At 66.5% G+C, this 24,767-nt stretch carries 21 protein-coding genes and 2 pseudogenes; 8 read left to right on the plus strand and 15 right to left on the minus strand.

Annotated elements, in window-relative coordinates; genetic code table 11:
* Window positions 1–67: 67 nt before the first annotated feature.
* The 3 genes from E6J58_08295 to E6J58_08305 are packed head-to-tail and all read left to right on the plus strand — an operon-like array spanning window position 68 to window position 2,996.
* Window positions 68–949: a sigma-70 family RNA polymerase sigma factor gene (locus tag E6J58_08295; GenBank protein TMB38829.1), complete on the plus strand. Its 882-nt coding sequence runs from the start codon at window positions 68–70 to the stop codon at window positions 947–949.
* 57 nt (window positions 950–1,006) lie between these two features.
* Complete coding sequence (locus E6J58_08300; protein ID TMB38830.1) at window positions 1,007–2,401, plus strand: aspartate aminotransferase family protein; 1,395 nt, start codon at window positions 1,007–1,009, stop codon at window positions 2,399–2,401.
* Between the two features lie 7 nt (window positions 2,402–2,408).
* Window positions 2,409–2,996: a hypothetical protein gene (locus E6J58_08305; protein TMB38831.1), complete on the plus strand. Its 588-nt coding sequence runs from the start codon at window positions 2,409–2,411 to the stop codon at window positions 2,994–2,996.
* A gap of 10 nt (window positions 2,997–3,006) precedes the next feature.
* Here the strand turns inward: E6J58_08305 and E6J58_08310 are convergent, their stop codons facing one another.
* The 6 genes and pseudogenes from E6J58_08310 to E6J58_08335 form a co-directional block, all read right to left on the minus strand.
* On the minus strand, window positions 3,007–4,383 hold the full coding sequence (locus E6J58_08310) for an NAD(P)(+) transhydrogenase (Re/Si-specific) subunit beta (protein ID TMB38832.1): 1,377 nt from the start codon (window positions 4,381–4,383) through the stop codon (window positions 3,007–3,009).
* A complete protein-coding gene (locus E6J58_08315; GenBank protein TMB38833.1) occupies window positions 4,384–4,671 on the minus strand; it encodes an NAD(P) transhydrogenase subunit alpha in 288 nt (95 codons plus the stop codon).
* 10 nt (window positions 4,672–4,681) lie between these two features.
* Window positions 4,682–6,214, minus strand: a pseudogene (locus E6J58_08320) (Re/Si-specific NAD(P)(+) transhydrogenase subunit alpha).
* Between the two features lie 73 nt (window positions 6,215–6,287).
* Window positions 6,288–6,803: a hypothetical protein gene (locus E6J58_08325; protein TMB38834.1), complete on the minus strand. Its 516-nt coding sequence runs from the start codon at window positions 6,801–6,803 to the stop codon at window positions 6,288–6,290.
* A 15-nt stretch (window positions 6,804–6,818) separates the two neighbouring features.
* Window positions 6,819–7,556 carry a succinate dehydrogenase/fumarate reductase iron-sulfur subunit gene (locus tag E6J58_08330; GenBank protein ID TMB38835.1) on the minus strand — a complete coding sequence of 246 codons (738 nt, stop codon included), beginning with the start codon at window positions 7,554–7,556 and terminating at the stop codon, window positions 6,819–6,821.
* On the minus strand, window positions 7,553–10,195 hold the full coding sequence (locus E6J58_08335) for a fumarate reductase/succinate dehydrogenase flavoprotein subunit (protein ID TMB38836.1): 2,643 nt from the start codon (window positions 10,193–10,195) through the stop codon (window positions 7,553–7,555). Before E6J58_08335 ends, E6J58_08330 begins: the two co-directional genes overlap by 4 nt.
* A 102-nt stretch (window positions 10,196–10,297) precedes the next feature.
* Between E6J58_08335 and E6J58_08340 the strand changes: the two genes are divergently transcribed.
* Entirely contained in the window at window positions 10,298–10,942 is a 645-nt protein-coding gene (locus E6J58_08340) for a hypothetical protein (GenBank protein TMB38837.1), read from the plus strand.
* Between the two features lie 7 nt (window positions 10,943–10,949).
* On the opposite strand, the gene E6J58_08345 is transcribed toward E6J58_08340, so the two are convergent.
* From E6J58_08345 to E6J58_08360, 4 genes are read right to left on the minus strand one after another with little or no spacing between them, the layout of a single operon-like run.
* On the minus strand, window positions 10,950–11,369 hold the full coding sequence (locus tag E6J58_08345; protein ID TMB38838.1) for a hypothetical protein: 420 nt from the start codon (window positions 11,367–11,369) through the stop codon (window positions 10,950–10,952).
* A gap of 26 nt (window positions 11,370–11,395) precedes the next feature.
* Window positions 11,396–11,758 carry a GFA family protein gene (locus E6J58_08350; GenBank protein ID TMB38839.1) on the minus strand — a complete coding sequence of 121 codons (363 nt, stop codon included), beginning with the start codon at window positions 11,756–11,758 and terminating at the stop codon, window positions 11,396–11,398.
* Between the two features lie 24 nt (window positions 11,759–11,782).
* Complete coding sequence (locus E6J58_08355) at window positions 11,783–12,730, minus strand: MarR family transcriptional regulator (protein TMB38840.1); 948 nt, start codon at window positions 12,728–12,730, stop codon at window positions 11,783–11,785.
* Window positions 12,731–12,790: 60 nt separating this feature from the next.
* A complete protein-coding gene (locus E6J58_08360) occupies window positions 12,791–13,342 on the minus strand; it encodes a hypothetical protein (GenBank protein ID TMB38841.1) in 552 nt (183 codons plus the stop codon).
* Between the two features lie 34 nt (window positions 13,343–13,376).
* Here E6J58_08360 and E6J58_08365 point away from each other — a divergent pair, with 34 nt between their 5' ends.
* Entirely contained in the window at window positions 13,377–14,039 is a 663-nt protein-coding gene (locus E6J58_08365) for an HAD family hydrolase (GenBank protein TMB38842.1), read from the plus strand.
* A 21-nt stretch (window positions 14,040–14,060) separates the two neighbouring features.
* Here the strand turns inward: E6J58_08365 and E6J58_08370 are convergent, their stop codons facing one another.
* The 4 genes from E6J58_08370 to E6J58_08385 form a co-directional block, all read right to left on the minus strand.
* Window positions 14,061–15,227 (minus strand): DUF3592 domain-containing protein, encoded by a 1,167-nt coding sequence (locus tag E6J58_08370; protein ID TMB38843.1) that lies wholly within the window; start codon window positions 15,225–15,227, stop codon window positions 14,061–14,063.
* Complete coding sequence (locus E6J58_08375) at window positions 15,136–18,210, minus strand: sialidase (protein TMB38856.1); 3,075 nt, start codon at window positions 18,208–18,210, stop codon at window positions 15,136–15,138. Before E6J58_08375 ends, E6J58_08370 begins: the two co-directional genes overlap by 92 nt.
* 897 nt (window positions 18,211–19,107) lie before the next feature.
* Window positions 19,108–19,368 (minus strand): hypothetical protein, encoded by a 261-nt coding sequence (locus E6J58_08380; GenBank protein ID TMB38844.1) that lies wholly within the window; start codon window positions 19,366–19,368, stop codon window positions 19,108–19,110.
* Between the two features lie 59 nt (window positions 19,369–19,427).
* A complete protein-coding gene (locus E6J58_08385; GenBank protein ID TMB38845.1) occupies window positions 19,428–19,718 on the minus strand; it encodes a hypothetical protein in 291 nt (96 codons plus the stop codon).
* Window positions 19,719–19,778: 60 nt separating this feature from the next.
* Between E6J58_08385 and E6J58_08390 the strand changes: the two genes are divergently transcribed.
* Window positions 19,779–20,078: a hypothetical protein gene (locus tag E6J58_08390; GenBank protein TMB38846.1), complete on the plus strand. Its 300-nt coding sequence runs from the start codon at window positions 19,779–19,781 to the stop codon at window positions 20,076–20,078.
* A gap of 108 nt (window positions 20,079–20,186) precedes the next feature.
* Window positions 20,187–21,662, plus strand: a complete 1,476-nt coding sequence (locus tag E6J58_08395) for an exo-alpha-sialidase (GenBank protein TMB38847.1) — start codon at window positions 20,187–20,189, stop codon at window positions 21,660–21,662.
* A gap of 219 nt (window positions 21,663–21,881) precedes the next feature.
* Here E6J58_08395 and E6J58_08400 read toward each other — a convergent pair.
* A pseudogene (locus E6J58_08400) lies at window positions 21,882–23,999 on the minus strand (hypothetical protein).
* Window positions 24,000–24,240: 241 nt separating this feature from the next.
* Here E6J58_08400 and E6J58_08405 point away from each other — a divergent pair.
* Window positions 24,241–24,708: a DoxX family protein gene (locus tag E6J58_08405; GenBank protein ID TMB38848.1), complete on the plus strand. Its 468-nt coding sequence runs from the start codon at window positions 24,241–24,243 to the stop codon at window positions 24,706–24,708.
* Window positions 24,709–24,767 lie beyond the last annotated feature (59 nt).

Here is a 24,767-nt window from a genome sequence, read left to right on the forward strand (position 1 = left end):
TCTCCTTGTCACATCGGTTGGGTTGCATCCGTCAATGCCATGACGGATGAGGGGCAAAGGATGTGACGTGGACGAACGCGACACTCTGGGAAGACCGTTCGAGGAAAGCCGGCCGCATCTGCGGGCGGTGGCGTACCGGATGCTCGGCTCGTTGAGCGAGGCCGACGATGCCGTCCAGGAGGCCTGGCTCCGCCTCAGCCGTTCCGACACGAGCGAGGTTGAGAACCTCAAGGGATGGCTGACGACGGTGGTGGCGCGGGTGTGCCTCGACATGCTGCGCTCTCGCAAGGCGCGGCCCGAGGATCCTGTTGGTCCGCAGTCGCCCGAGCCGACCGTCGGTCGCGAGGGTCCGATCGATCCCGAGCAGGAAGCGCTCCTCGCCGACTCGGTGGGACTCGCGCTGCTCGTGGTGCTCGACAGGCTGAATCCTGCTGAGCGTCTCGCCTTCGTGATGCACGACATGTTCGCAGTCCCTTTCGAAGAGATCGCTCCCATCGTCGGACGCTCGCCGGCCGCGGCGAGGCAGCTTGCGAGCCGCGCTCGCCGCCGCGTGCAGGGCGGACCGGCGGTTTCCGACGCCGATCTCGCGCGTCAGCGGGAAGTCGTGGACGCCTTCCTCGCCGCTCTGCGGGGCGGCGATTTCGACGCGCTTCTCGCGGTGCTCGACCCGGACCTCGTGGTCCGGGCGGACGCGGCCGCCGTTGCTCCAGGCGGGCCGAGGGAAGTCCGCGGTGCGCGGAACTGGGCGAGGGGCGCGGTCAACTTCGCTCGCGGTGCGCGGTTCACACGGCCGGTGCTCGTGAACGGCGCGGTGGGAGTCGTCCTCGCTCCGCGCGGACGGCTGTTCCGGGTGCTCCGTTTCACGTTCGCAAACGGGAAGATTGCGCGGATCGAGGTGGTGGGCGATCCCGAGCGCTTCCGCGAGCTCGACCTGGCGGTCCTCGAGTGATGGCGGCGCGCCGGCATCGGGCCGCTTACAACAGTGCGAACTTGAAAGGGGCGGACAATGGATCGCTCAGCTCTGGATGCCGCTTACGCCGCCGCAGTTCGCTATCTGCAGGGGCTCCCGGAGCGGCCCGTCGGCGCCTCTGCGGATGCGGCGGCGATGCGTGCCGCGCTGGCTGGCCCGCTGCCCGATCAGGGCGAGCCGGCCGCGCGCGTGGTCGAGGCACTGGCGCGCAACGCCGACCCGGGCATCGTTGCCACCGGTGGTCCCCGCTTCTTCGGCTTCGTCATCGGCGGCAGCGTGCCGGCGGCGCTGGCCGCCGAGTGGCTGACGAGCGCGTGGGACCAGAACGCCGGCCTCTTCGTGCTGTCGCCTGCGGCGGCCGTCGTCGAGGAGACGGTGCTCGGTTGGCTGCGTGAATTGTTCAGCTTGCCCGAGGGGACGGGCATGGGCTTCGTCACGGGTGGGCAGATGGCCAACACGACTTGCCTCGCGGCCGCGCGGCAGGCGGTGCTGGCGCGCTCCGGATGGGACGTCGCCGCGGAGGGACTCAACGGCGCGCCGCGCATCGTTGTCCTGGCCGGGGACGAAGCGCACGTCACCGTCCACGGCGCGCTGCGACTCCTCGGCCTGGGCGATGCCAGCGTCGCCGAACTGAAGAGCGACGGTCAGGGCCGCATGCTGCCCGACGCCCTGCGCGATGCGCTCCGAAGTGCCGAGGGCGCTCCCGTCATCGTGTGCGCCCAGGCAGGCAACGTGAACACCGGCTCCTTCGATCCGCTTCGCGACATCACGCGGCTGGCGCGCGCACACGGCAACGCCTGGGTGCACGTCGACGGCGCTTTCGGCCTCTGGGCAGCGGCGAGCGCGCGCTTCCGCCACCTGCTCGAGGGCGTGTCGGCGGCCGACTCGTGGGCCACGGACGCGCACAAGTGGCTGAACGTGCCGTACGACAGCGGCCTCGCCTTCGTGCGCGACACGGCCGCCCACCGCGCAGCCATGGCGCGGACCGCGGCCTATCTGCAGCGGTCGAGCACCGATCGCGACAACTACGAATGGACGCCGGAGTTCTCCCGCCGGGCACGAGGGTTCACCGTCTATGCAGCGCTCCGCTCCCTCGGCCGCGCCGGCATCGCTGCTCTCGTCGAGCGCTGCTGCGAGCACGCCCGCCTCTTCGCCGAGCGTCTCTCCGCGGCGCCTGGAGTGACCGTGGTGAACGAAGTGGTGCTCAATCAAGTTCTCGTACGCTTCGAGCACCCCGGCTCCTCCGTCGAGGAAGGCGACGGCTGGACCCGGCAGGTCATCTCGCGCGTGCAGAGCGACGGCACGTGCTGGCTCTCGGGCACGGTCTGGCACGGGCGGACGCTGATGCGCATCTCGGTGTGCAACTGGAGCACGGCGCGGGAGGACGTCGAGCGATCGGCGGCGGCGATCCTGGCGGCCCATCGGGCTTGACCGCGGCGTGATCACGGACCGGCCTCCACGAAGCCGCAGGGCGCGTCAGCAATTCGACGAGAGCGACGCGCTCACGAGGCTCGGGCCGCTCCCGGACGCGAGGGAACTGCAGACATGCACCGCGCTCTTCGCGAAAGCGGTCGGCACCGGCGACGCACGGGGCGTCAAGGGCGAGGGCGAATCCGTCCTTGAACTGCTCGCTCGGACCTACGGGGTCAGCCGGCCGACTTTGCGCGTTCTCGGGGCGAGGCCACGGAGCGTCTGGGAAGGCGGACACTCCGAGCTGTTCGGCGATTACGACTTCGAGGAGAAACGGATCCGGATCTGGATGCGCACCGCCGTGCTCGGCAAGGTGACATCCTACCGCGGGCTCCTGCACACGCTGCTGCACGAGTTCTGCCACCACCTCGATCGGGAGGGATTGGGCTTTCCCGACACGCCGCATACGCGCGGTTTCCACGCCCGGGTCGACGACCTGTACCATCTCGCGCTGGCGACACCGCCGGAGAGCCGCCGGCCCCTGGTCTGGATCCCCATGGGCAAGGCCTGGCGCATCGACTGGTCGAAGCTTGGGCGGTCGGGGAACCAGAGTTGAGGGTGACGTGCTACTCCTTCAGCGCCGCGGTCAGCTTGACCATCGTCTCCTTCGCGTCGCCGAAGAGCATCAGCGTCTTGTCGCCGTAGTAGAGCTCGTTGTCGATCCCCGCGAACCCCGCCGCCAGGCTACGCTTGCAGACGATGACCACCCTCGCCTTCTCGACCTCCAGGATGGGCATCCCGTAGATGGGACTGCCGCGCAGCCGCTTGGCGGCGGGGTTGACGACGTCGTTGGCGCCGACGACGACCACGACGTCGGTCTCCGGAAATTGCGAATTGATCTGGTCCATGTCGTAGAGCTCGTCGTAGGGCACGTTGGCCTCGGCGAGCAGCACGTTCATGTGGCCTGGCATGCGGCCCGCGACGGCGTGGATGCCGTAGCGGACCGTGACGCCCTTGTTCTTCAGCACGTCGGCCACCTCGCGCACCCTGTGCTGGGCCTGTGAGACCGCCATGCCGTATCCCGGGACGAAGACGGCCGTTCGCGCCGTGCCGAGGATTTCCGCCGCTTCCTCGATCGAGCACTGGCGGATGGGCTTCTTTGCTTCGAGCGCGCCGGCTGGCTGCTCCACGACCTTGCCAAAGGCGCCGAACAGGACGTTGGTGATGGACCGGTTCATCGCCCGGCACATCAGGATGGAGAGGATGAATCCGGACGATCCGTCCAGCGACCCGGTGATGATCTGGATCTTGTTGTCGAGCATGAATCCCATCGCGGCGTCGGTGAGCCCGGCGTAGGAGTTGAGGAGGGCGATCACCACCGGCATGTCGGCGGCGCCGATGGGCAGGATCAGCATCACGCCGAAGAAGAAGGCGAGCCCGACCAGGGAATAGAAAGCGGTCGTCGACGCCGGGATGAACATCAGGGCGACGATGAGGGCCAGCATCGCCGCCAGGATGGAGAGATTGAAGAAATTCTGTCCCTTGTAGGTGATCGGGTATCCGCGGATGAGCCCCTGCAGTTTCCCCGCCGCCATCAAGCTACCGGTGAACGTCAAGGAACCCAGCATCACCTCCACGCCGATCACGCCGACCCGCACCGTGCCCAGCGCCGCCCCGTGCCGGTAGTACTCGGAGATGCCGATCAACGAAGCAGCCAGCGCCCCGAAGGAGTGCGAAAGCGCCGTGCGCTGGGGGACGGCGGTCATCGGGATCCAGATCGCCATCGGCACGCCGATCAGCGTTCCCAGCACCAGTCCGGCGGCGATCCACTTGTAGCCGATGATTTCGTGGTGAAGCAGGGTTCCGACGATGGCGAGCAGCATCCCGAACTCGGCGAGGAACATCCCGCGGCGCGCCGTTTTCGGATGGCTCAGCCCGCGCAATCCCATCACGAAGAGGATCGCGGAGAGCAGATAGAAGAGCTGGAGCAGGTTGCGCTGCATCTACTTGCCGGCGCGGAACATCTTCAGAATCCGGTCGGTGATGAGGAATCCGCCCACCACGTTGATGGTGGATGCCGTGACGGCGACGAAGCCGAGCAACGTGCTGACCTCGTTGTACCCGGCTCCGGCGACGACCAGCGATCCGACCAGCGAGATCCCGGAGATCGCGTTGGTGGCCGACATCAGCGGCGTGTGCAGCAGAGGCGACACCCGCGAGATGACTTGGTAGCCGAGGAACCCGGCCAGCACGAAGACGTACAGGTCGCCGATCAACCCCAGGTCGATCATGGAATCCCCCCTACGCCGGCAGCAGTACCTCCCCGGCGTGCGCGATGAGACAGGACTTGACGATCTCGTCGGCGGGATCGAGCGACATCCTTCCCGCCTTCTTGTCGTAGAGGTGCATGAGGAAATTGAGGACGTTGCGCGAGTAGAGCTGAGATGCCTGGAAGGCCATCGCGCTGGGAATGTTGATCGGTCCGATGATGGTCACGCCCTGATGGACGATCTCTTTCCCTGCCTCGGTCAGCTCGCAGTTGCCGCCCTGCTCGGCCGCAACGTCAACGATGACCGACCCGGGCCGCATCGCTTCCACCATCTGTGCCGTCACCAGGACGGGAGCGCGCTTGCCCGGGACCAGCGCGGTGGTGATGCAGGCATCGGTCGCCTTCATTTCCTCGAGCAGGAGCTCCTTTTCCTTGCGGGCGGTATCGGCGCTGACTTCCTTTGCGTAGCCTTTCGCGTCCTCGGCGTGCTGGTCGAGATCCGCGCCGACGAATCGCGCGCCCAGGCTTTCGACCTGCTCCTTGACGGTGGGGCGGATGTCGAAGGCACTCACCACGGCGCCCAGGCGCCGGGCAGTAGCCACCGCCTGCAGCCCTGCGACTCCGGCGCCGAGGACGAAGACCCGCGCCGGCAGCACGGTCCCCGCGGCGGTCATGAGCATGGGGAAGAACTTCCCCAGCGCATTGGCCGCCAGTAGCACGCTCTTGTAGCCGGCGATGTTCGCCATCGAGCTGAGGACATCCATGTTCTGGGCCCGCGCGATCCGCGGCAACAGATCGAGCGAAAGCGCGCTGATGTGCCGCCGCTTCAGCTTCTCGACGTACCCCGCATCCCCACGGGACTGCAGCGTATAGGCGATCAGTGCGGCGCGCTCGGGAATGCCCTCCAGCTCCTGCTCGACAGGGCGCTGGACCTTGAGGACGACGTCCACTCCGTCCGCGTCAGGCGAGATGGCGGCGCCCGCGGCCCGATAGTCTCCGTCGGAGAAACCAGAAGACAGACCCGCTCCGGCCTGGATCTTTACTTCGATCCCGGCGGCGACCATCTTCTCGACCGTCGCCGGGACCGCTGCAGTCCGCTTCTCCCCGGCGACGATCTCCTTGAGGACTGCCACTTTCATGGGCCATTACCGGCCGGAGATGTAGATCTGCAGCTCGTCGACCAGCCACTGCTTCTCGTCGAGCATCAGCTGGATGACGTCGCGCATGGAGATGATCCCCACCATCTCGCCTTTGTCGACGACGAGCAGGTGCCGGGTGAAGTGGACGCGCATCAGATCGGCGCACTCGCTCTCCGAGGTGCTGAGCGAGACCGAGGGGAGATCGCGCCGCATCGCATCGGCGATGGAGCCGTCGCAGTGGCCGCCTTCCGCGAGCACGCTGTAGACGAGGTCGCGCTCGCTCACGAGCCCGACGGGCTTGCCGCCCTGCAACACCGCGACGGCGCCGATGCGCTTTTGCGCCATCAGCTTCGCCGCCTCGCGGCAAGCGGCCCTGGCATCGAGACCCAGAACTTCGCGGGTCACGTGGCGCTCGATGCTCGCCATGGCACAAGAGTGTACAACCCAAAGCCATAGCCGCAAAGCCGCGTCCGGCGCGGCAGCGGCTACCCCCCGGCGGTTACCGCGCCGGGGCGCCGTCCGGGAAACCCGATTCGCCTGCAGCCTCCGCGGTATCGATCCCTAGCTGCGGATTCTGCTCGAGGAAGCGGACGCAGGCGTTCCAGCGCAGGATGGCATCGTCGTTTCCAGCAGGGCTCGAGGCCATCGCCTTCTCGTACCAATGCATCGCCTCGGTGAAGAAGCCGGAAGCCAGGCCGTGGTGGGCGCCGGAACGCAACTGCGCCTTGCCCCACCTCTCGCGGATCACCCCCGCGTAGTAAGCGCGCTCGTACTCCCCGCGCAGCTTCGCCAGCACCTTGCTCGCCTGCTCGATGCCGCCGGCGATGCCTTTGCCGAACTGGTCGGTCAGGGCGAGGAGCAGCATGGTGAGGACTTCCTGGTTGTCCTCGTCCACGCGCAGGACGTCGCGGCAGATGCTCTCCGCCTCCTGCGGCTCGTTGAGCAGGCGGTATCGCTCCGCCTTGGCAACCGCCCGGGGAATTGCCGCTGTGCTGATTGGCTTGAGCTCGAACATGGCGCGCTCCTTTTCTCAGGTGCGGAAGAGCCGGAAGAGCCTGACGAGCGGATCGTACATCCGATCCACGACCCGCTCCTTGAGGGGGATGATGGCATTGTCGGTGATGTTGATGTCTTCCGGACAGACCCGGGTACAGCATTTGGTGATGTTGCAGAGCCCGATCCCCTCCGCTTCCTTCAACTCCGCGACGCGGTCCTCGGTGTCGAGCGGGTGCATCTCCAGCGCCGCCACGTAGGCGAAGAAGCGCGGCCCGATGAACCGTTGGTTCAGCTGGTGCTCGCGGAGCACGTGGCAGACGTCCTGGCAGAGGAAGCACTCGATGCACTTGCGGAACTCCTGCACACGCTCGATATCGGCCTGGGCCATGCGCCAGGTGCCGTCGGGCGCGTCGGGCGGCCGGGGCTTGAACTTCTTGATCCGCTTCTTGACGTCGAAGTTCCACGAGACGTCGGTGACCAGGTCCCTGATCTTCGGAAACGTCTTCATCGGCGCGATCGAGATCGTTCGCTCGAGAGGCAGATCGCTGAGCCGCGTCATGCACATCAAGCGGGGAAGTCCGTCGATCTCCGCCGAGCACGAGCCGCACTTGCCCGCCTTGCAGTTCCAGCGCACCGCCAGATCGTTGGCCTGCTCCGCCTGGATGCGGTGGACCGCGTCGAGTACCACCATGCCCTCGGAAACTTCGGTGGCGTAGTCGCGGAAGGCACCGCCCTGCGCATCGCCGCGCCAGATGGAGAAGGTGGCCTTCATTTCATCTGCTCGATGATCTGCTTCAGCTCCGCTGGCATTTCGGGAATTGGCCTTCTCTCGACGCGCATTTCCCCGCCGCTACCTTTCTTCACCACGACGTTTAGCTTGCCGAAAGCCGAATCGGGCTTGGGCAGGTCGTCGCGGAAGTGAGCGCCGCGGCTCTCGCGCCGCTCCAGCGCCGAGCGAGCCACGGCCTCGGAGACGGTGAGGAGCGCGCTCAAGTCGAGCGCGGTGTGCCAGCCCGGATTGTAGGCGCGGTTTCCGTCGACGCGGACGCGGGAGGCGCGCTCGCGCAGCTTTGCCAGCTCTTCCAACGCCCGCCTCATCTCTTCCTCGCGGCGCACGATACCGACCAGCTCCTGCATCATCTCCTGGAGCTCGTGCTGGATGCGGTACGGTCCCACACCGTCGCCGACCACCTCGCGCTCGAAGGGCGCCAGGGTGCGGCGCGCCGCCTCGTCGACCTGCGCCTGATCGATGCGCGCCGTGCGATGATCCTTCGCGAAGCGTGCCGCATGAGCTCCGGCGCGCTCACCAAAGACCAGCAGATCGGAGAGCGAGTTTCCTCCCAGCCGATTCGCGCCGTGCAGGCCGGCGGCGCATTCTCCAGCTGCGAAGAGTCCCGGAACGGTGGACGCCTGCGTCTCGGCGTCGACGCGCACTCCGCCCATGATGTAGTGCGTGGTCGGACCCACCTCCATCGCTTCCTTGGTGATGTCGATGTCCGCCAGCTTCATGAACTGGTGGTACATGCTGGGCAGCTTCTTCTTGATCACCTGCTCGGCGTTCTGCACCCGGCGCTTGATCCAGCTGATGTCGAGAAACACGCCGCCGTGCGGGCTCCCGCGACCCTCGCGGATCTCGCGCACGATGCAGCGGGCGACGTGATCGCGTGTGAGCAGCTCCGGGGGCCTTCGCGCGCTCTTGTCGCCCTGCGTGTACCGCCAGCCCTCGTCCTCGTCGGCGGCGGTCTGGCTACTGTAGTTCTCGGGGATGTCGTCGAAGAGGAAGCGGCGGCCCTCCTTGTTCAGCAGAACCCCGCCTTCGCCGCGCACTCCCTCGGTGACCAGGATCCCCTGCACGCTGGGCGGCCAGACCATGCCGGTGGGATGGAACTGGACGAATTCCATGTCCATCAGCTCCGCGCCGGCATCGTACGCGAGCGCGTGGCCATCGCCGGTGTATTCCCAGCTGTTGCTGGTGATCTTGTAGGCCTTGCCGATTCCGCCGGTGGCGAGAACGACGGCGCCGGCGCGAAAGACGTGGAGCAGGCCGCGCTCGCGGTCATACCCGAAGGCGCCGCAGACGCGGTCGCCGTCCTGCAGCAGAGTGACGACCGTGCACTCCATGTGCACGTCGATCCCCTGGTGGATGCCGTGGTCCTGCAAGGTACGAATCATCTCCAGGCCGGTCCGATCGCCCACGTGAGCCAGCCGCGGATAGCGATGTCCGCCGAAGTTGCGCTGCAGGATGCGGCCGTCCTTTGTCCGATCGAAGAGCGCTCCCCAGGCCTCGGGCTCGCGCACGCGGTCGTGAGATTCCTTGGCGTGCAGCTCGGCGATGCGCCAGTTGTTGACGTACTGCCCGCCGCGCATGGTGTCGGCGAAGTGGACCTTCCAGCTGTCGCGTTCGTCGACGTTGGCGAGGGCCGCCGCGATGCCGCCCTCGGCCATCACGGTGTGCGCCTTCCCGAGCAGCGACTTGCAGACCAGCCCGACGGATACCTTTGCGGCCGAAGCCTCGATGGCCGCTCGCAGGCCGGCGCCCCCCGCGCCGATCACGAGAACGTCGTGCTCGTGGGTCTGTACCTGCGCGCTCAGAGGATCCTCCAGTCTCTGAGGACCCCCATCGAGCAAAGCCGCACATAGAGATCGGCGAGCGCCACGCCGAAGAGGCTGGCCCAGGCCCAGGACATGTGCCCCCGGTTGAGGCAGCTCACGCAGTCGTACGCGGTGCGCCGCGCTGGCGAGCCGGAAAGCCGGTCGAGACCTCCGCCCACCACGTGGCGCAGGGAGTGGCAGCCGAGAGAGTACCCGCCGAGGAGAACGACGTTGGCGGCGAGGACCAGCGTGCCAAGGCCGATTCCGAAGCGTTGTCCCGACGGGCCCTCGAACCACATCGCCTTCCAGACGTCGTGCGCGAGAATGAGCAGGAATGGCAACGCCAGGTAGAGGAAGTAGCGGTGCGCGTTCTGCAGGACGAGCGGCAATGAGGCCTCGCCGCGGTAGCGCGCGCGGGGCTCGCTCACCGCGCACGAGGGCGGGTCGGCCCAGAACGCTTTGTAGTACGCGCCGCGGTAGTAGTAGCAGGTGAGTCGGAACCCGCCGGGCGCCCAGAGAATGAGGATTGCGGGGGTGAAGAGCAGCCACCCTGGCCACCACCCCGGCTGGGGTCCGAACCAGGCGTGGGGAGCGTCGCCGAACAGGACCGGCGAATAGAACGGCGAGAGGTAGTTGCCGTAGGCGTAGTGCTTGCCCTGGAGCGCCGCCCAGGTGGTGTAGACGACGAACGAGCCGAGCCCGAGGAAGGTGAGCAGCGGCGACGTCCACCACCGGTCGCGCCTTGCGGTGCGGCCGAAGCCGATCTGGGTGAGCGCTTCCCCTGGCGCCATGCGCAATCTCCGAGTGTGCGCCGAGCATACCGGATCCCGGAAGGCCAGGCTTACCGAACTGCGTCAACACCCGAACAACCAGAAGTCGAGGCCGGACGCGCGCGCTCGACGAGCATGTTTTGAGGGCGCAATGCCCGATCGAGTCGCAGTGGCCGCGCTGCTCATCTGTCTCCCCCTCTCCGCGAGCGCCCAGGATCGACGCGACGAGAAGGATTCGGGTCCGGTGCACGTCGCGGCGATGCTCGGAGTCGTCAGCCTGCCGAGACCGATCGACGCCGAAGTCTTGGTGCGCATCGTCGATCTCTTCGCCGTCGGGATTGGATACAGCGACTTTCCAGCGTTCATCGCCAATCCGCTGCTCGAGCTGGCCGGCGCGAAGGGCGGGTCCACCGATGCCCGACTCGACCAATTCAACGCGTTCGATCTGGATCTGCGGGTGTTCCTGTTCCGCGGCAGATTTTTCGTCGGTTCATCGTTCGGGCATCAAGCGCTCAAGGGTGCAGTGACCGAGAACACCGCCTTCGGGCCGCAGACGGCAACCGTGGACCTCACGACGTGGTACGCGACCCCGCGTGTGGGGTGGATGTGGCGGTTCGATCCCGGCTTCGTCATCGGCTTCGATCTCGGCATCCAGTTGAAGCTCATCTCCGATCGCACGGTGACGGTGCCGCCCGGCGCCACTGCGGACGTCCGGAACCGGGTGGACAACCTCGCGGATCTGGGCGCAACCTACCCCCTGCCTTCGCTCCACCTGCGCCTCGGCTGGATGCTGTAGCGCACGCTCACTTCGGTGGATCGCGCTGCTCCGCCGCCGGTACGATGGTAGGCGAGGCGTGATTGGAGTCCGGCGCTTGCACGATCGGCGCGACGGGAATGACGACTCCGCTACGGTCGGCCTTCGTCACGACCCCCGTCGTGCCTGCGACGCACTTGCTTCCATTGAAGGTTTCCTCGCAGACCTCACCGGCTCCGCACCTTCCGTCGCACGCCTCACGGTCACAGAGGCCGGTCCTCGTATTGCAGACGGTCCCGGCGGTGCAGATTGCATAGCACCCACCTGCCGCGCGATTGGCTACGGATGCGCTGAGCCCGGCGGCGGTCGTGACGGCGGCGCCGATCGCCGTGTTCGGGCTTCCGGTCTTGCAGGCGACCAGGAGCACCGCGAAGAACGCCAGACGGACATGAGCGTGGGACCTGCACATGCGGGATACCTCGACCCCAGTCTAACTCACCAGCCGGTACGGCCGTCGATATGCCGCACCGGTACGGCCGCAAGATCGAAATCATCGAACAATCGCGCGTTGACCAGCAGGCGCCGCTGCGTCGGGTGCGGCTTGCCGTCGACCCAGACCGGGGAATCGCTCCATGTGCTGCACCCGCACACTGCGCAGTGATGGTGAGCGACCGGACGACCGGGGCGTTGGTACCTGGCCCTGTGCTCGTCCGCGACGAGTCTCACCTGGTCCAGGTCGTAGTACGCCCAGAGCGCCCCTCGTTTCGAACAGAACGTGCAGTTGCAGGACGTGACGGACGACGGCGCCACGCTGACTTCGACCTTCGTCCCTCCGCAGTGACAGCTTCCCGTAACCATGAGCTCCTTATACCCCGCAGGGACTCAACCGAGCTTCAGCTCCCACGTTTCCGCGACCAGGTCGTCGCGGCTCCAACTCTGGTGCCGCTCGGTTCCCGCCAGATGGAACCCGGCCTGCTCATAGATACGGCGCGCCGCTTTCAGCTCGCTCTGCGTCCAGAGCGCCAGCTTGTCGTACCGGCATTGGCGCGCAAAACGGATGCATTCGTCGACGAGGCGCTTTCCGATCCCCAGGCCGCGCGCCTGCGGCTCGACCAGCAGCAGCCGCAGCTTGGCGATGCGCTTCGAGCTCCGCACCAGGAACACGGAGCCAACACGCTCGCCGTCTTTCTCGGCGATCCAGCAGCGCTCACGGGCCAGATCGAATCGCTGCACGAACTCTCCGACGATCTGCGCCACCAGCGCTTCGAAGCGCTCGTCGTATCCCCATTCCTCCGAATAGAGGACGCCATGACGGTATACGACCCAGCCCATGTCGCCAGGGCGATGCGTCCGCAGGAGGTACGGCGAAGGCGACTTGGACTTTGGCTCGAGCACGCCCTCGATCGTCCGCATGGCCTGGAGCAGCCGCGTCGCGTCGGAGGGGGCGATGGCGCCGACCAGGCGGCGCACCTCGTCGTTCGACCGCGCATCCAGCGGCTCGAACGCTGTGCGACCCGAGCGGGTCAAGGAGAGCAGATGGCGGCGGCCGTCCTCTTTCGACGGCTTGCGCTGGATCCAGCCCCGCTTCTGGAAGCTCTGCAGGATCCGGCTCACGTAGCCGGCGTCGAGACCGAGCTCACCGCGCAGGTCGGTGGCGGTCGCATCTGTGCGGTGCGCGAGTTCGTAGAGCACGCGCGCCTCGGTGAGCGAGAGCGAGCTTTCCAGCAGGCCTTCCTGGAGGACGCCAATCTTGCGCGTGTAGAAGCGGTTGAACCGACGAACGGCTTGCACGCAATCGTCGAGAGCACTGGACTGGAGCTGCCGGACCATGGCCCGGAGTGTGGAGCCAATCAGTTGACTCTGTCAACCAGATGGTTGCCGGAGAATAGCTTATCGCGACGCCGTCGCCGAACGGCGGACGAGAGGCCTCGTTGCGCGCCGATGTCGCCGTGCGGGCCGGACCCGATGACGCGAGGCCTTGCGCGGCAATTTCGCCTTCACTGGCTGCGGTTTTTGCGGGGCAGCAGGTTCCGCGGACTGTTGCTCGAGCTCGCCGATCATCTCGCGGAGGATCTGGACCAACCGCTTCCGCTGCGCGCGGTCGCTCGCGCTCCAGGTCGTCTTGTCGGCGCGCTTGTGCGCAAGCTTGTACTTCATGCCCGCCATCTCGGTCGTATAGCTGTTGGCGTCGAGCTTGGTGACCACCTGGTGCGCGAGGATGTACCAGTTGTAAGCCGTGCCGAGGGGCGCACCCGAGCCTTCCGGCGCCCGTCCCTTCCGCCGCTTGACGACCGAATACTGGAACTCCCACTTGTCGGGCGTGACCTTTTTCTCCGCCCAGTCCCCGGCCTCGTACTTCCATTTGTGACCGCGGCCGATCTTCATGCCGGTATAGCGCTTGCCCTCATGCTCCTTGAACTGGTCGTAGGCTGTGTTCGGCATGCCCTAACCTAGGAACTATCGTAGCCTCCGCGCCATGCGGGCACTCATCTTCGATCTCGACGGCACCCTGGTCGATACGGTCTATCCGCACGTGGTCGCCTGGCAGCAGGCGCTGGAAGAAGCGGGGATGACCATCGACGGGTGGAAGATCCACCGGCGCATCGGAATGAGCGGTGGCCTGTTCACGCGCGCCGTCTCGCGCGAAGTGGGCCGGCCGCTCTCGGCGGCGCAAGCGGAGCGGCTGCAGGCGCGCCATGGCGAGATCTTCCGCTCCCTCGCGCAGACGCGGCGGCCGCTTCCCGGGGCCGCCCAACTGCTGCAACGGCTGCGCGAGGTGGGCGTTCCGCACGCGATCGCGACCTCTGGCCGCCATCCCGAGATCGACGCATCCCTCGAAGCGTTGTCCGTTCCGCAGACGACCGTCGTCGTCGACCGCGGTGACGTCGCGCGGGCCAAGCCGGAACCGGATCTGTTCGTGATGGCGGCGAAGCGGCTGTCGGTGCCGGCCGAGGAGTGCTACGTCGTCGGAGACGCGGTCTGGGATCTGCTCGCCGCACGGCGTGGGCGGATGTTCAGCGTGGGTCTGCTGACGGGCGGGTACGGCGCCGACGAGCTGCTGGCGGCCGGCGCCTACCGCGTCTATCGCGACGCCGCCGAGCTCGATGCCAGCCTGGATGAGCTCGGCGTTCTGCCCTGATGCACCACTCCGGGAATCGCGTCAGGAGCGCCGGCAGACGAGCCAGATCCCCAGCGCGCAAAACAGGCCGCCAGAGATGGCAACCAGGATCGGGATGACCTTGTTCCACCGACCGCGATCGATGCGCGCATCCGCGGGACGACCGGGATCGTAGAGCACGCGAACGGCCTCGCCCATTCGATGGGACGGCGGATTGGAAGCGACGGAATCCTTGAACCTGTACGTTCGCCCGTGGTCCTCGAACGCCACGATGGGCGCATAGGTGGTGGTATCGCCCGAGTCGTTTGCGACCATGTCGACCACGACGCCGGCGGCCGGTACGGCTCGCTCGAGGAAAGACTCGGTCTGCTTGCGGAGGTGACTCCCGAGAAGGACCAGGCCCACGCCGGAGAGAAGAAAAAATGGAATCGCAAAGCGGTTCGCCGCTTTCTGGTTCGCCACGGCGGTCCGCAAGGCGGCTGGGTCCGCCCACGGGATTTGTCCCTTGGTCGCGTCCGTAAAGATGCGTGCGCGAAGGAGCCTGGCCTTGTAATCCCTCCAGGCCGCGAGGGACAGGGGCTTGTCGCGGATCGCGCCGTGGAGCTTCCAGGCGCCACAGCTCACGACCACCACCGCTCCGGCAACGGAGAAGGTGCTGATCCGGAAGATGGCGAAGAAGATGACGCACGACGCGAGCCCCATGAGAACGACGACGGCTCCGAGAATGTATGAGAGCGGCGACTTGATGACGGCCTTTTCCGGATCGTCTGGCTGAGCGAGCACGGTGACGGCGTCGCCGACGGAGTCGAGCGGCGACGAAGAGCCGACGGAGCCTTCGAGGTACCGGGTGGCGCCGTCGAGCCCCACGTATTGCGCCACCGCGTGGAAATACCTGGCAGCAGACGCGCCACCCTCCGCCGTCGAAAATCCGACCACTTCGCCACGCACCTCGCAGGCGCCACGCCGTGTGCGGACTTCAGCGGCAAGGACGAGCAACCCGAAGGCGATGAAAAGCAGCCCGACAAGTAAAAAGAGGATCTCCATGTCGCTCCCGCGGTCGCGGTGAGAGACATTGTCCGCCACGAGGGCCGATCGAGCCAGAAATCGGAGCTCGCGTTTACTGCTCCCGCGCCGCAGTCGTCGGGCGCGGCGTCTCCACCGCCGCCGTCGTGGGGATCGGAGCCAGGCTGCGCTCCTGCAGAGCGGCATCCAGCGCCTTCACCTCCGTCGCCGCGAGCTGATCGAAGTCGCGTTGGACGTCGTCCAGCTCCCGCCGCAAAGCGCCGATGCGCGCCTCCTGGTACTCCGCCGGCTTCCCTTCGTACCGCAGCAGCGCTCCGTACAGATAATCGGTGTGCTCGCGGATGCGCTCTTCGCCGGTGATCGCCCCGCCCTCCTTGGTGGTGACGATCTTCCTCCTCACCTCTTCGAGCTTCTCACGCACGGCCGCAAGCCGCGGCACCAGGGGGTCACCCTTCGCCAGCTTCCCCGTCCGTTCCGCCGTGCCCTTCTGCGCCGCGTCGATGCGATCGATCAGCGTGCTCATGTCGCCGAACAGCGCCACCACCTTGAGCGCCGCGTCGTAGTTCTTGCGCCGGTCATCGGGCGAGTAGGTGGCCCGCCGGTCGAGCGCGATCTCGATGCGCGACTCCACGGCCTTGTCGCCTTTGCGCAGCCGCACGGTGTACGTCCCGGGCATCACGCGAGGACCGCGAGAGCCCCAGTTCGTCACCGTCGCCGCGCGGGGGACGCGGGGCGGCTTGTGCTGCATCGTCCACGTCACCCGGTTGAGGCCCCGCCGCGTGCTCGCCGGGATGGCATCGACGAGCTTCCCCTGGCCGTCCAGCACTTCCAGCTCGATCGGCCCATAGAGGTGCCGCGCCCGCTGGTAGTAGGTGATGAGGGCGCCGCTCGGCGGGTTCTCGCCGATGAACGTGGCGTCGCCCTCCGACCAGCCGCCGCCCGCGAACAGGCGCTGCTGCGATGGACGTCCGGAAACGAACGCCACGTCCTTCGCCAGCACGTCGTTCGAGAGCGCGCGCAACGGCGTCAGGTCGTCGACGATCCAGATGCCGCGTCCGTGCGTCGCCAGCACCAGATCGCCGTCGCGGGGATGGATCTGGAGATCGCGCACCGCCACGCGCGGGAACTCGCCGCCGCGGAACTCCGCCCAGTTCCTGCCTCCGTCCACGGAGATGAAGAGTCCCAGCTCGGTTCCGAGGAAGAGCAGGTCCTTCTTCAGCGTGTCCTCCTTGATCACGTGCGCATAACCGCGCAAGGGAGCGGAGGGACCGCCGATGCGCATCCATGTCTTCCCGAAGTCCTGCGTGCGGTACACCCACGGCGTCATGTCCCCGAAGTTGTGCCGGTCGAACGCCGCGTACGCCGTTCCCGGCTCGAAGCGGCTCGCCTCGACCCACGAGACCCAGCTCGCTTTCGGCAAGCCGGAGACGTTTCCGGCGACGTTGGTCCAGTGCCCTCCCCCGTCCCGGGTGAGCTGGACGTTGCCGTCGTCGGTGCCGACCCAGATGGTGTTCGCGTCGCGCGGGGACTCGCTGATCACGGTGATGGTCGTGTGGGCCTCCGCCGAGGAGTTGTCGACGGTGATGCCGCCCGACTCTTCCTGGCGCTGCTTCTCCGGATCGTTGGTGGTGAGATCGGGCGAGATGCGCTCCCACGTGTCGCCGCGATCCCTGGAACGGAAGAGGAACTGCGCCGCGATGTAGACGACGCCCTTCTGCGTCGGGCTCGCGGCGATGGGCGCGTTCCAGTTGAAGCGCAGCTTCTCCTTGTACAAGGCCTTCGGCTGCACGTCGCGCGACGACATCGTCCGGCGATCGACGCGCCCGATGAAGCCGCCCTGCGATTCGACGTAGACCGCCTCCGGATCGGAGGTATCGGGCACTGCCCAGAATCCGTCACCGCCGTAGAGGTTCTCCCAGCGCCGGTTGCTGACTCCGCCGCCGTAGGCGGAGTCGCCCACCCAGGTACTGTTGTCCTGCAGCCCGCCGTAGACGTGGTAGGGGTCCGCTCCGTCGAGAGCCACGTGATAGAACTGCGAGATCGGAAGGTTCTCCTGCTTCCACCACCGGTTCCCGCCGTCGAAGGACTGCCAGAGCCCGCCGTCGTCGCCGCCGATGACGTGCTTCGGATTCTGCGGGTCGATCCAGAGATCGTGCCAGTCGCCGTGCGATCCTCCGCTGGCGTCGGAGAAGCTGCGACCCCCGTCCTCGCTGACGATCAGGTTGAGGTTCGTCTTGAAGAGGCGGTCGGGATTGGTGGGATCGACGACCAGCCGCGCGAAGTAGAAGGGCCGCCAGACCATGGACTGACTGCGATCGAGCGCAGCCCACTTGGTGCCGCCGTCGTCGGAGCGGTAGAGCGCGGAATGCTCGGATTCGATGAACGCGTAGACGCGCTTCGGTGACGAGGGCGCGATGACGACCTCCACCCGCCCCCAAGGATGGGGCGGCAGCCCGTTGCCGTCGATGGTCTTCCAGGACCTGCCGCCGTCGGCGGTGCGGAGAAGTGCGCTGCCGCTCGGCGCGTTCGGCCCGTCTCCTCCCGAGCGGAACGTCCAGCCCTTGCGGCGGAAGTCCCAGGTGCCGGCGAAGAGCACGTCCGGATTCTGCGGATCCAACGTCAGGCTCGAGCAGCCCGTCGAGGCGTTTCCCACGTAGCTGAGGATGAGGGACCAGGTCTTGCCGCCGTCGGTGGTTCGGTAGACGCCGCGCTCCTTGCTGTCGCTCCAGAGCTTTCCCGTGACGCACGCATAGACGACGTTGGAGCTTTTGGGATGCACCACGATCCGCGCGATCCGCTCGGATTCGGCCAGCCCCATGTGCGCCCAGGTCTCGCCCGCATCGGTGGACTTGTAGATGCCGTCGCCGATGGAGACGGAGTTGCGCGTCCAGGTCTCCCCGGTACCGACCCACACCGTGCGCGGGTCCCGCGGATCGATGGTGATGGCTCCGATCGACTGGACCGGCTGCTTGTCGAAGACCGGCACGAAGCGGGTGCCGCCGTCCTGGCTCTTCCAAACGCCGCCACTGGCGGCGCCGACGTAGACCAGCGTCTTGCCGTCGACGTTCGCTGCCGCAACGGCGGAAACGCGGCCGCTCATGGTGGCGGACCCGATGTTTCGCGCGTCCAGGCCGGAGATGACGCCTTCGTCGAACGAGACCTTGGCCATCGGCGGGGCCGGCGGCGCCTCGAAGGAAGGCGGACGCGCGTCCGGACCGGCGACAATCTCGCGACCGATGGTGCCCTGCGGATACTCGAAGACGCGGTCGTCGACGGGCACGTTCGCCTCGGCCTTCTCGACGATGAAGTGCGCCGTCCTCGGAGCGCCTTTGCGGCCCTGGTTGATCGAGGTGGGAATCCAGACGCCGGCCACCAGGCCGTATGCGCCGAGGTCGGCTTCGGTGACCTGCTCGCTGCCGCGCACGCGACGTTCGTTGACGATGCGGATCTCGAGAAACGCGTCCGGATCGAGGAAGACGTAATGCACGTCGCCGTCCTTCAGGGCGACGCGGATCTTGTGCGCGGGCGTGCCGTCGACGTCTTCGACGCCCAGGTACTCCACCCGGCTTCCTTTCTCACGCCAGGAGATGAGGTGGCCTTCGATGTCGGCGTCCTGGGCGAGCGCGCGCGCGTCATCCTGCGAGGCGCGCTCCGGCTCGCGGCGGCCGCGGAATGGCGACAGCTTCCACCCTTCCTTCCCGTTCCAGGCCTGCACCGCAGTGAGTCCCTGTCGCGTCACCTCCGAGCGAAAATGGCCCGGACGCGTCTGTACCTGCGCCCACGCCATCTCGATCGCAGATCCGCGGCGTCCCATGCCGGAGAAGACGGCGCGCCCGGTGAGACGAAGCGTCTTGAGCTTCTGCACGTTCGCGGCGCCGCCGCGGGCGGCGAGGTTCTTTGCCAAGAGCTCGTCGAGGGTGATGGCGCGGGCACTGAAGGAAACGACAAACGACGCGACCAGCAGCAGGATTCGCATGCGACCTCCCGCAGAGGGGGTCGCAGAATGCAGCAATGGCACGGTTCCGCCAACGCCCGCAGTTCGATACTCAAAAGATATTACGCATTATCAGACTTTCATCGGGGCGGAAGCAAACATCGCGCTGAACAACACCGGCCCGGCGATTGCGGACATCGACCTCATCTGGGTGCAGTCGGGCGGCCTCGCGGCGTCCAGCGGCTTGAACTCCAGCAATATTTTCGACGAGTTGCTCAAGCAGAAGCGGTACTCGCTGCTTTCGAGGGAGGGCACCGCTGGATCGACCTGCGTCGCTACGGAAAGCTGGACGCCAGCCACGTCGCGATCGACACGACGGATGACGTCATCCACGCCGCCTTCCCCATCCCGCTCACGGAGTCGCAAACGCCATAGCGGAACAGGTTCGTCGGTCAGTACGTGAGCGAGGGATCGAGCGCGCGCAGGGCCGTAGCCGGATCGTAAAACCGGCCGGTGTCGCTGAGCTGATCGCGCGTATAGATCCGAACCGGCGAAATCGTGTTCGCCAGCCCGGAGCGCATCTCGACCGTGCGCGGAATGTGGGAACCGGTCACGAGAATCCTCTCCATCTTCGGCTTCTCGTCTTTCGCGACGGGAGAAGGTGGCGTGTGGACGCAACCGGTGGCCACTCCGACCAAGGCGATGAGCGATGCCGCCACGAGCCAGCGCGAGTGAATCCTCATCGTTTGCATCCTCCTCGACCACGTATCCTAACGTGTCCATCGACGGACGGGGAGCGCCGCGTGTCGGACCCTCCTGCCATCCTCGCGCGCAACGAGGAAGAGATGAAAACGACCATCCGGATTGCCCCTTTCGATGCTGCCCTGGTGCTCCGCGCCGATGGCAGGCTGGAGAGCTGGTTGCCGCATATTCACGGCGATCCACCGCCGAACGCCCTCGCCGCCAGCGCCCTGATGTGCGCCTATTTCGACAAGCGGATCATGGCCTACATCACCGAAGCGATGAGCGCCGCCGGATACGAGTACTCCGATCCGCCGCCGCGGTCGCCGGGCGGCCCGCGCGATCCTTCGCGTATGCAGTAGACGTCGCGACACGCGAGGGCGTTGCCGGTCGCTCCGACTAAGGTCTCATGCCGGCCAACTCGACAAATGATTCATGCTGCCGGCCCCTTTGCACCCGGAGCCGTCATCATGCGGAACCTGACTTTCCTCGCGGCGCTCGCCGCGCTCGTCATCACTTCATCGGCACAAGCAGGACTCGACCCAAAGGATCCCACCTGGTGGGACAAATACCAGTACATCCAGAACGGCGGCGCGCTCGCCGTGGGCGACGCCACGCAGTCGATCGCGTACGGCACGAACGTAGACGTCTCGAACGAATGCGGACCACAGTCCGAGACGTACATCACGATGAAGGACACGAAGGTGATCGCCGGCGGATCGAACGAGATCTTCCGCCTGCCCATGCGCGCTTACTTCTCGAGCGACGCCGGCAAGAGCTGGGGCGGAGCCGATCTACCGTTGCCGCCGGCCAAGGGGACCAATGGCATCGATTTCGGCTCCGACCCGACGCTGGCCTTCGACTCGAAGGGGAACCTCTTCTACGGATACATCGTCGTGTTCTTCGGTCACGGCAACGGGATCAACGGCACACAAATGGCGGTCGCGCGCTCCACCGACGGCGGACGTACCTGGCCGCAGGCGACGTTCTTCTGGTTCTCGGGTGGCACCGATCACTTCAACGACAAGCCAATGATCACCGCTGACCGCACCGCGGGCTCGCCCTTCCGCGACCGTGTCTACATTGCCTGGGACGCCGCGGCTGGCGGCTCGGCAACGGGCGGCGGTGTGCTGGTCGCGAGATCCAAGGATTCCGGCGCCAGTTTCAGCGTGGCCCGCGCCGACGAGCCGCACGGACCCGGCCGTGCCATCGGGGCGATCCCGTTCGTCGGTCCGAACGGCGAGCTGTACGTAGCCTGGAACGATTACGCAGCGAACACCATCGCCTTCTCCAGCTCGCTCGACGGCGGCGCCACCTTCTCGCCGCAGGTCGTCATCTCTCCCAAGACGATTCCCTTCGATGCCGGAATCCCGGCGGAGTTCAGCCGGCGCGCGCTCGTGTACCCCGCTTGCGACACGGACCGATCCGCCGGTCCAAACCGCGGGCGCCTGTATTGTTCGTGGATGGACGTAGGCGACATGGGGACCGACATTTTCCTGTCGACCTCGGGCGACGGCGGCGCGACCTGGTCGGCGGCGCGGGCGGTCGGCGACCGACTCCCGTTCGCGGTCGACCGGTTCAACCACTGGCTCGCAGTCGACGCAGTGACCGGCCAGGTGGTGATCGCGTTCTACGACACGCGCAACGACACCACCGGACAGCGCTACGGAACCGACTTCTATCTGGCCCGCTCGAACGACGGCGCCGCCAGCTTCGCCGCGGACATCCGCGTCAGTAATGCGACGTCGAACGAGCACGACTGCAACGGCGTCTTTCCCTGCACGGGGATCAACTACGGCAATCAGCAGGGCGATTACGCAGGCGTCGCCTCGTTCGGTGGCATCGCGCATCCGTTGTGGGTCGACAGCCGCGCCAACCTCGATCCCGCGCCCGGGTGCTCGCGCGGGATCAAGATGGAGGAAGTCTTCACCGCAACGGTGAAGTAGGTCGAACAAAGGGGCGGCCCTCGCGAGCCGCCCCCTTCGTCACTAGGACCGCATCGTCGAGCGTCAGGGCCCGGCAGGATTGCACTTGCCGCCGTCGCCAGGCTGGTTGCAGACGTTGCTGTTCTGCGCCGCGGTCACGAGCTGCGCCCAGTCATCCGGGAAACCCGCGGGGATCGACGTCGTGCACTTGGCGCCCATCGCCTTCGCGTCCGGCCCTGCAAGCAGATACCCCTGGCAAGCGGCGTTATCCGCTGCAGCCTTGACCGCGGCGACGTACTTGGCGTGCGTCCCGTAACGCTCTTCCAGGGATGGCCGCAGGTCGTCCGCCGCTTTGTCTGACGTCTTCTTCGCGAACGGCACCATGCCGCCGACGTAGTTGCAGGTCTGCCCGGCGTGGAACGGCCGCCCGTCATAGTTGGGGTCGCCGGGGCCGGCGGTGATGTTCCAGCCTAGATACGTGCCGAGCGGGGCATCGCGCAGCACGGTGGGAACGCCGCCCAGCTCATTCCCGTCCGAATCCACCTTCGGCACCAGCATCTTGATCACGTTCTTGATCGGCGGCGGCTCGTTGGTCGGCGTTCCCGTCGCGTTGAACTCGTCGAAATCCGGGCCCCAGTCGTAATCGAGAACCGGGTTGACGAAGCTCTCGGGAGCGAAGATCGAGTCCGGAATGCCGGGGACGCCCCTCGGAAATCCCATCGCCGCTCTCGTCGGCTCGACGAGAGTGCGGTCATTCTTCGGTCCGCGCATCCTTGGCCAGACGCTGTCGGGCGGGAGCGTTCCATGCATCACCCACTCGCGCAGCGCGACGCGCAGGCGGTTGACGAGTTGGGTCGCCGGCACCGGATTGGCCCTGAAGTTTCCGACGCCATAGTTGTTGCCCGGGCATCCGGCTCCGACGTTCGGGATCGCCTCATTGAAGCCCCCACCGCCGCCACCATGTGTCGAGCTCGGCAGGTAATAGCGCCGCACGTTGTCCGGCAGAGGAATGTCATTCTTCGGATCGGTTCCGACCCAGGATGTCGTCATCTTCAGCGCGAACACCTCCGCGCCGCCGAACGTCTCAATGATCTTCGGGCAGGTGTCGGTCTCGCTGCATCGATCCAGAATGCCGCCCGGCGGAAGGTCGCGAACGCGGTCCGGAAACGAGTGCCACCACTGCGGCCCTTCGCTGCCCATCTGGTAAAGCTCGAGCACGCCGTCGGGCTGGCCCCAGCGCGAGTTGTTGGCGACCCGGCGTCCAGCGATCAGCGGCCAGGCGCCTTCGTGGACGATCCGGTTTGCTTCGTCCTGGTTCATTCCGAGGAAGATGAAGTGCCGGGTGAAGTTTCCCGACTGCGAGGAGCCGCGGATGATCGCCCATTTGATCTTGATCTTGCCGGGAACCTGCGCAAGGAGTGGGTTCGCCGTTCCGTGGGAATCCGCGGTCTCGTAGCGGAAGAACGACTCGACGTCGCGGAACGCCGCCGTACCGGCGCCAAGCACGTACGGGTCCTTTACGGTGTAGACGAGCTGGTACAACTTCGCCGGGTCGAAGCTGCGAACTGCGCCATTCAGGCAAACACGCACCGGCAAGCTCGGCGTCGTCGTGCCGGCCGAAGCGAACGTCGCGCCCGCGCCGTAGCAGAACTTCCAGTCGCTGTTCGGGATCGTGTCGCCTTCGGTCACGACGCCTGTGAGCGTCTCGTGCGTGTGCACCTTCAGGACCGCGTCCGTGTTGTCGGCCGAGTTCGCGGGGAAGTACGGAATCGGGTTGCCCATCACGTTCAGCGGTTGGTTGGTGCCGCTGCGGTTCACGATGCGGCCGAGGATTCGGCCCGTGACGCCTGTGAGGACCGGCGTCTTTACCCACTCGTTGGTGGTCGGCGTCACGGGCGTAAGGGTCGACGCGTTAGCGGGAACCGCGGTCCCTCCCGCGTTGTCGCCCTGCCAGCCGCTGCTCAGACCGACATCGTGCGAGTTGCGGAGATCGGGCGTAATCGTGATGCGGCCGCCGCGATTCGGGACGTCGTGCCACATCAGCCCGCTCGCCTGCGTCATGTCGACGGGCTTCACGATGAAGAAGGTGGTGATGTAGTCAACCTTGCCGTTCTCGTTTCTCGGCGCCAGCCCGATGTCGGTGATGAGGACGTTGTGCGGGTCTTTGGGATCCAGTTCACCGAACGCGCGCCCGGTGATCGTCTCGTACGGGATATCCTGGCCGGAGAGGGTCGCCGTCGAATCAACGATGATCCGGGTGACCTTCGCATGCGCCTGCGGGACCGACATGAGCATTGCGATGACCGCTGCGGCGGCGAGTGCCGTTCTACGGAGCAGTGCGGGGATGCGGGGCAACATTACGGAACTCCTTTGGTTATCTGAAGCGAACACACGGGCACTGCGCGGCGACCGCCGTCGCGGATGAGTCTCCGAAATGTTCAGTGCCCGCCTCGGAGCGGACCTGATGCGCCACGCGCTTCCTTTCGGTCAAGCCGCGATGAGTCATTTACCGTACGACTTCAGTCGGAGTCGACCGAGCGCACGCCTTGCCAGCCGCTTCGAGGCGCGCGCATCATCGCGCTCCGTAAGGGAGGAAACGATGGCCAGCCGACTGCTACGGACCGATCCCGACTTTGCCGCGCTGTTCATGCGACTCGCCCTCGGGCTAGTGTTCTTCCCCCACGGCGCTCAGAAGGTGCTGGGGCTCTTCGGGGGATACGGCGCAAACGCCACCATCCAATACTTCACGAAGATGGGATTGCCCCCGTGGGTGACCGTCCTCGTCATGGCAGCGGAGTTCGGCGGATCGATCCTGTTGATCCTGGGCTTTCTCACCCGCATCGCCGCCTTCGGCATCGGCTGCGTCATGGCCGGCGCGCTGATCATGGTGCACGCGAAGGTCGGCTTCTTCATGAACTGGGCGGGTACGCAGAAGGGCGAAGGATTCGAGTACCACATCCTCGCGCTCGGGCTGGCGGTGGCCCTGATCTTCGCCGGTGGCGGCGCGTTCTCGGTGGACGGCGCGATCGCGGGCAACCGGATGAGCACGGCTTCGCCGGAAGTCTGACGAGACGCGTCTGTCTTCTGCTGAACTGTTGCGTGCGCGACGTTGCGCTCGGACCTGAA

The sequence above is a fragment of the Deltaproteobacteria bacterium genome, from assembly GCA_005879535.1.
Lineage (GTDB): Bacteria > Myxococcota > Myxococcia > Myxococcales > 40CM-4-68-19 > 40CM-4-68-19.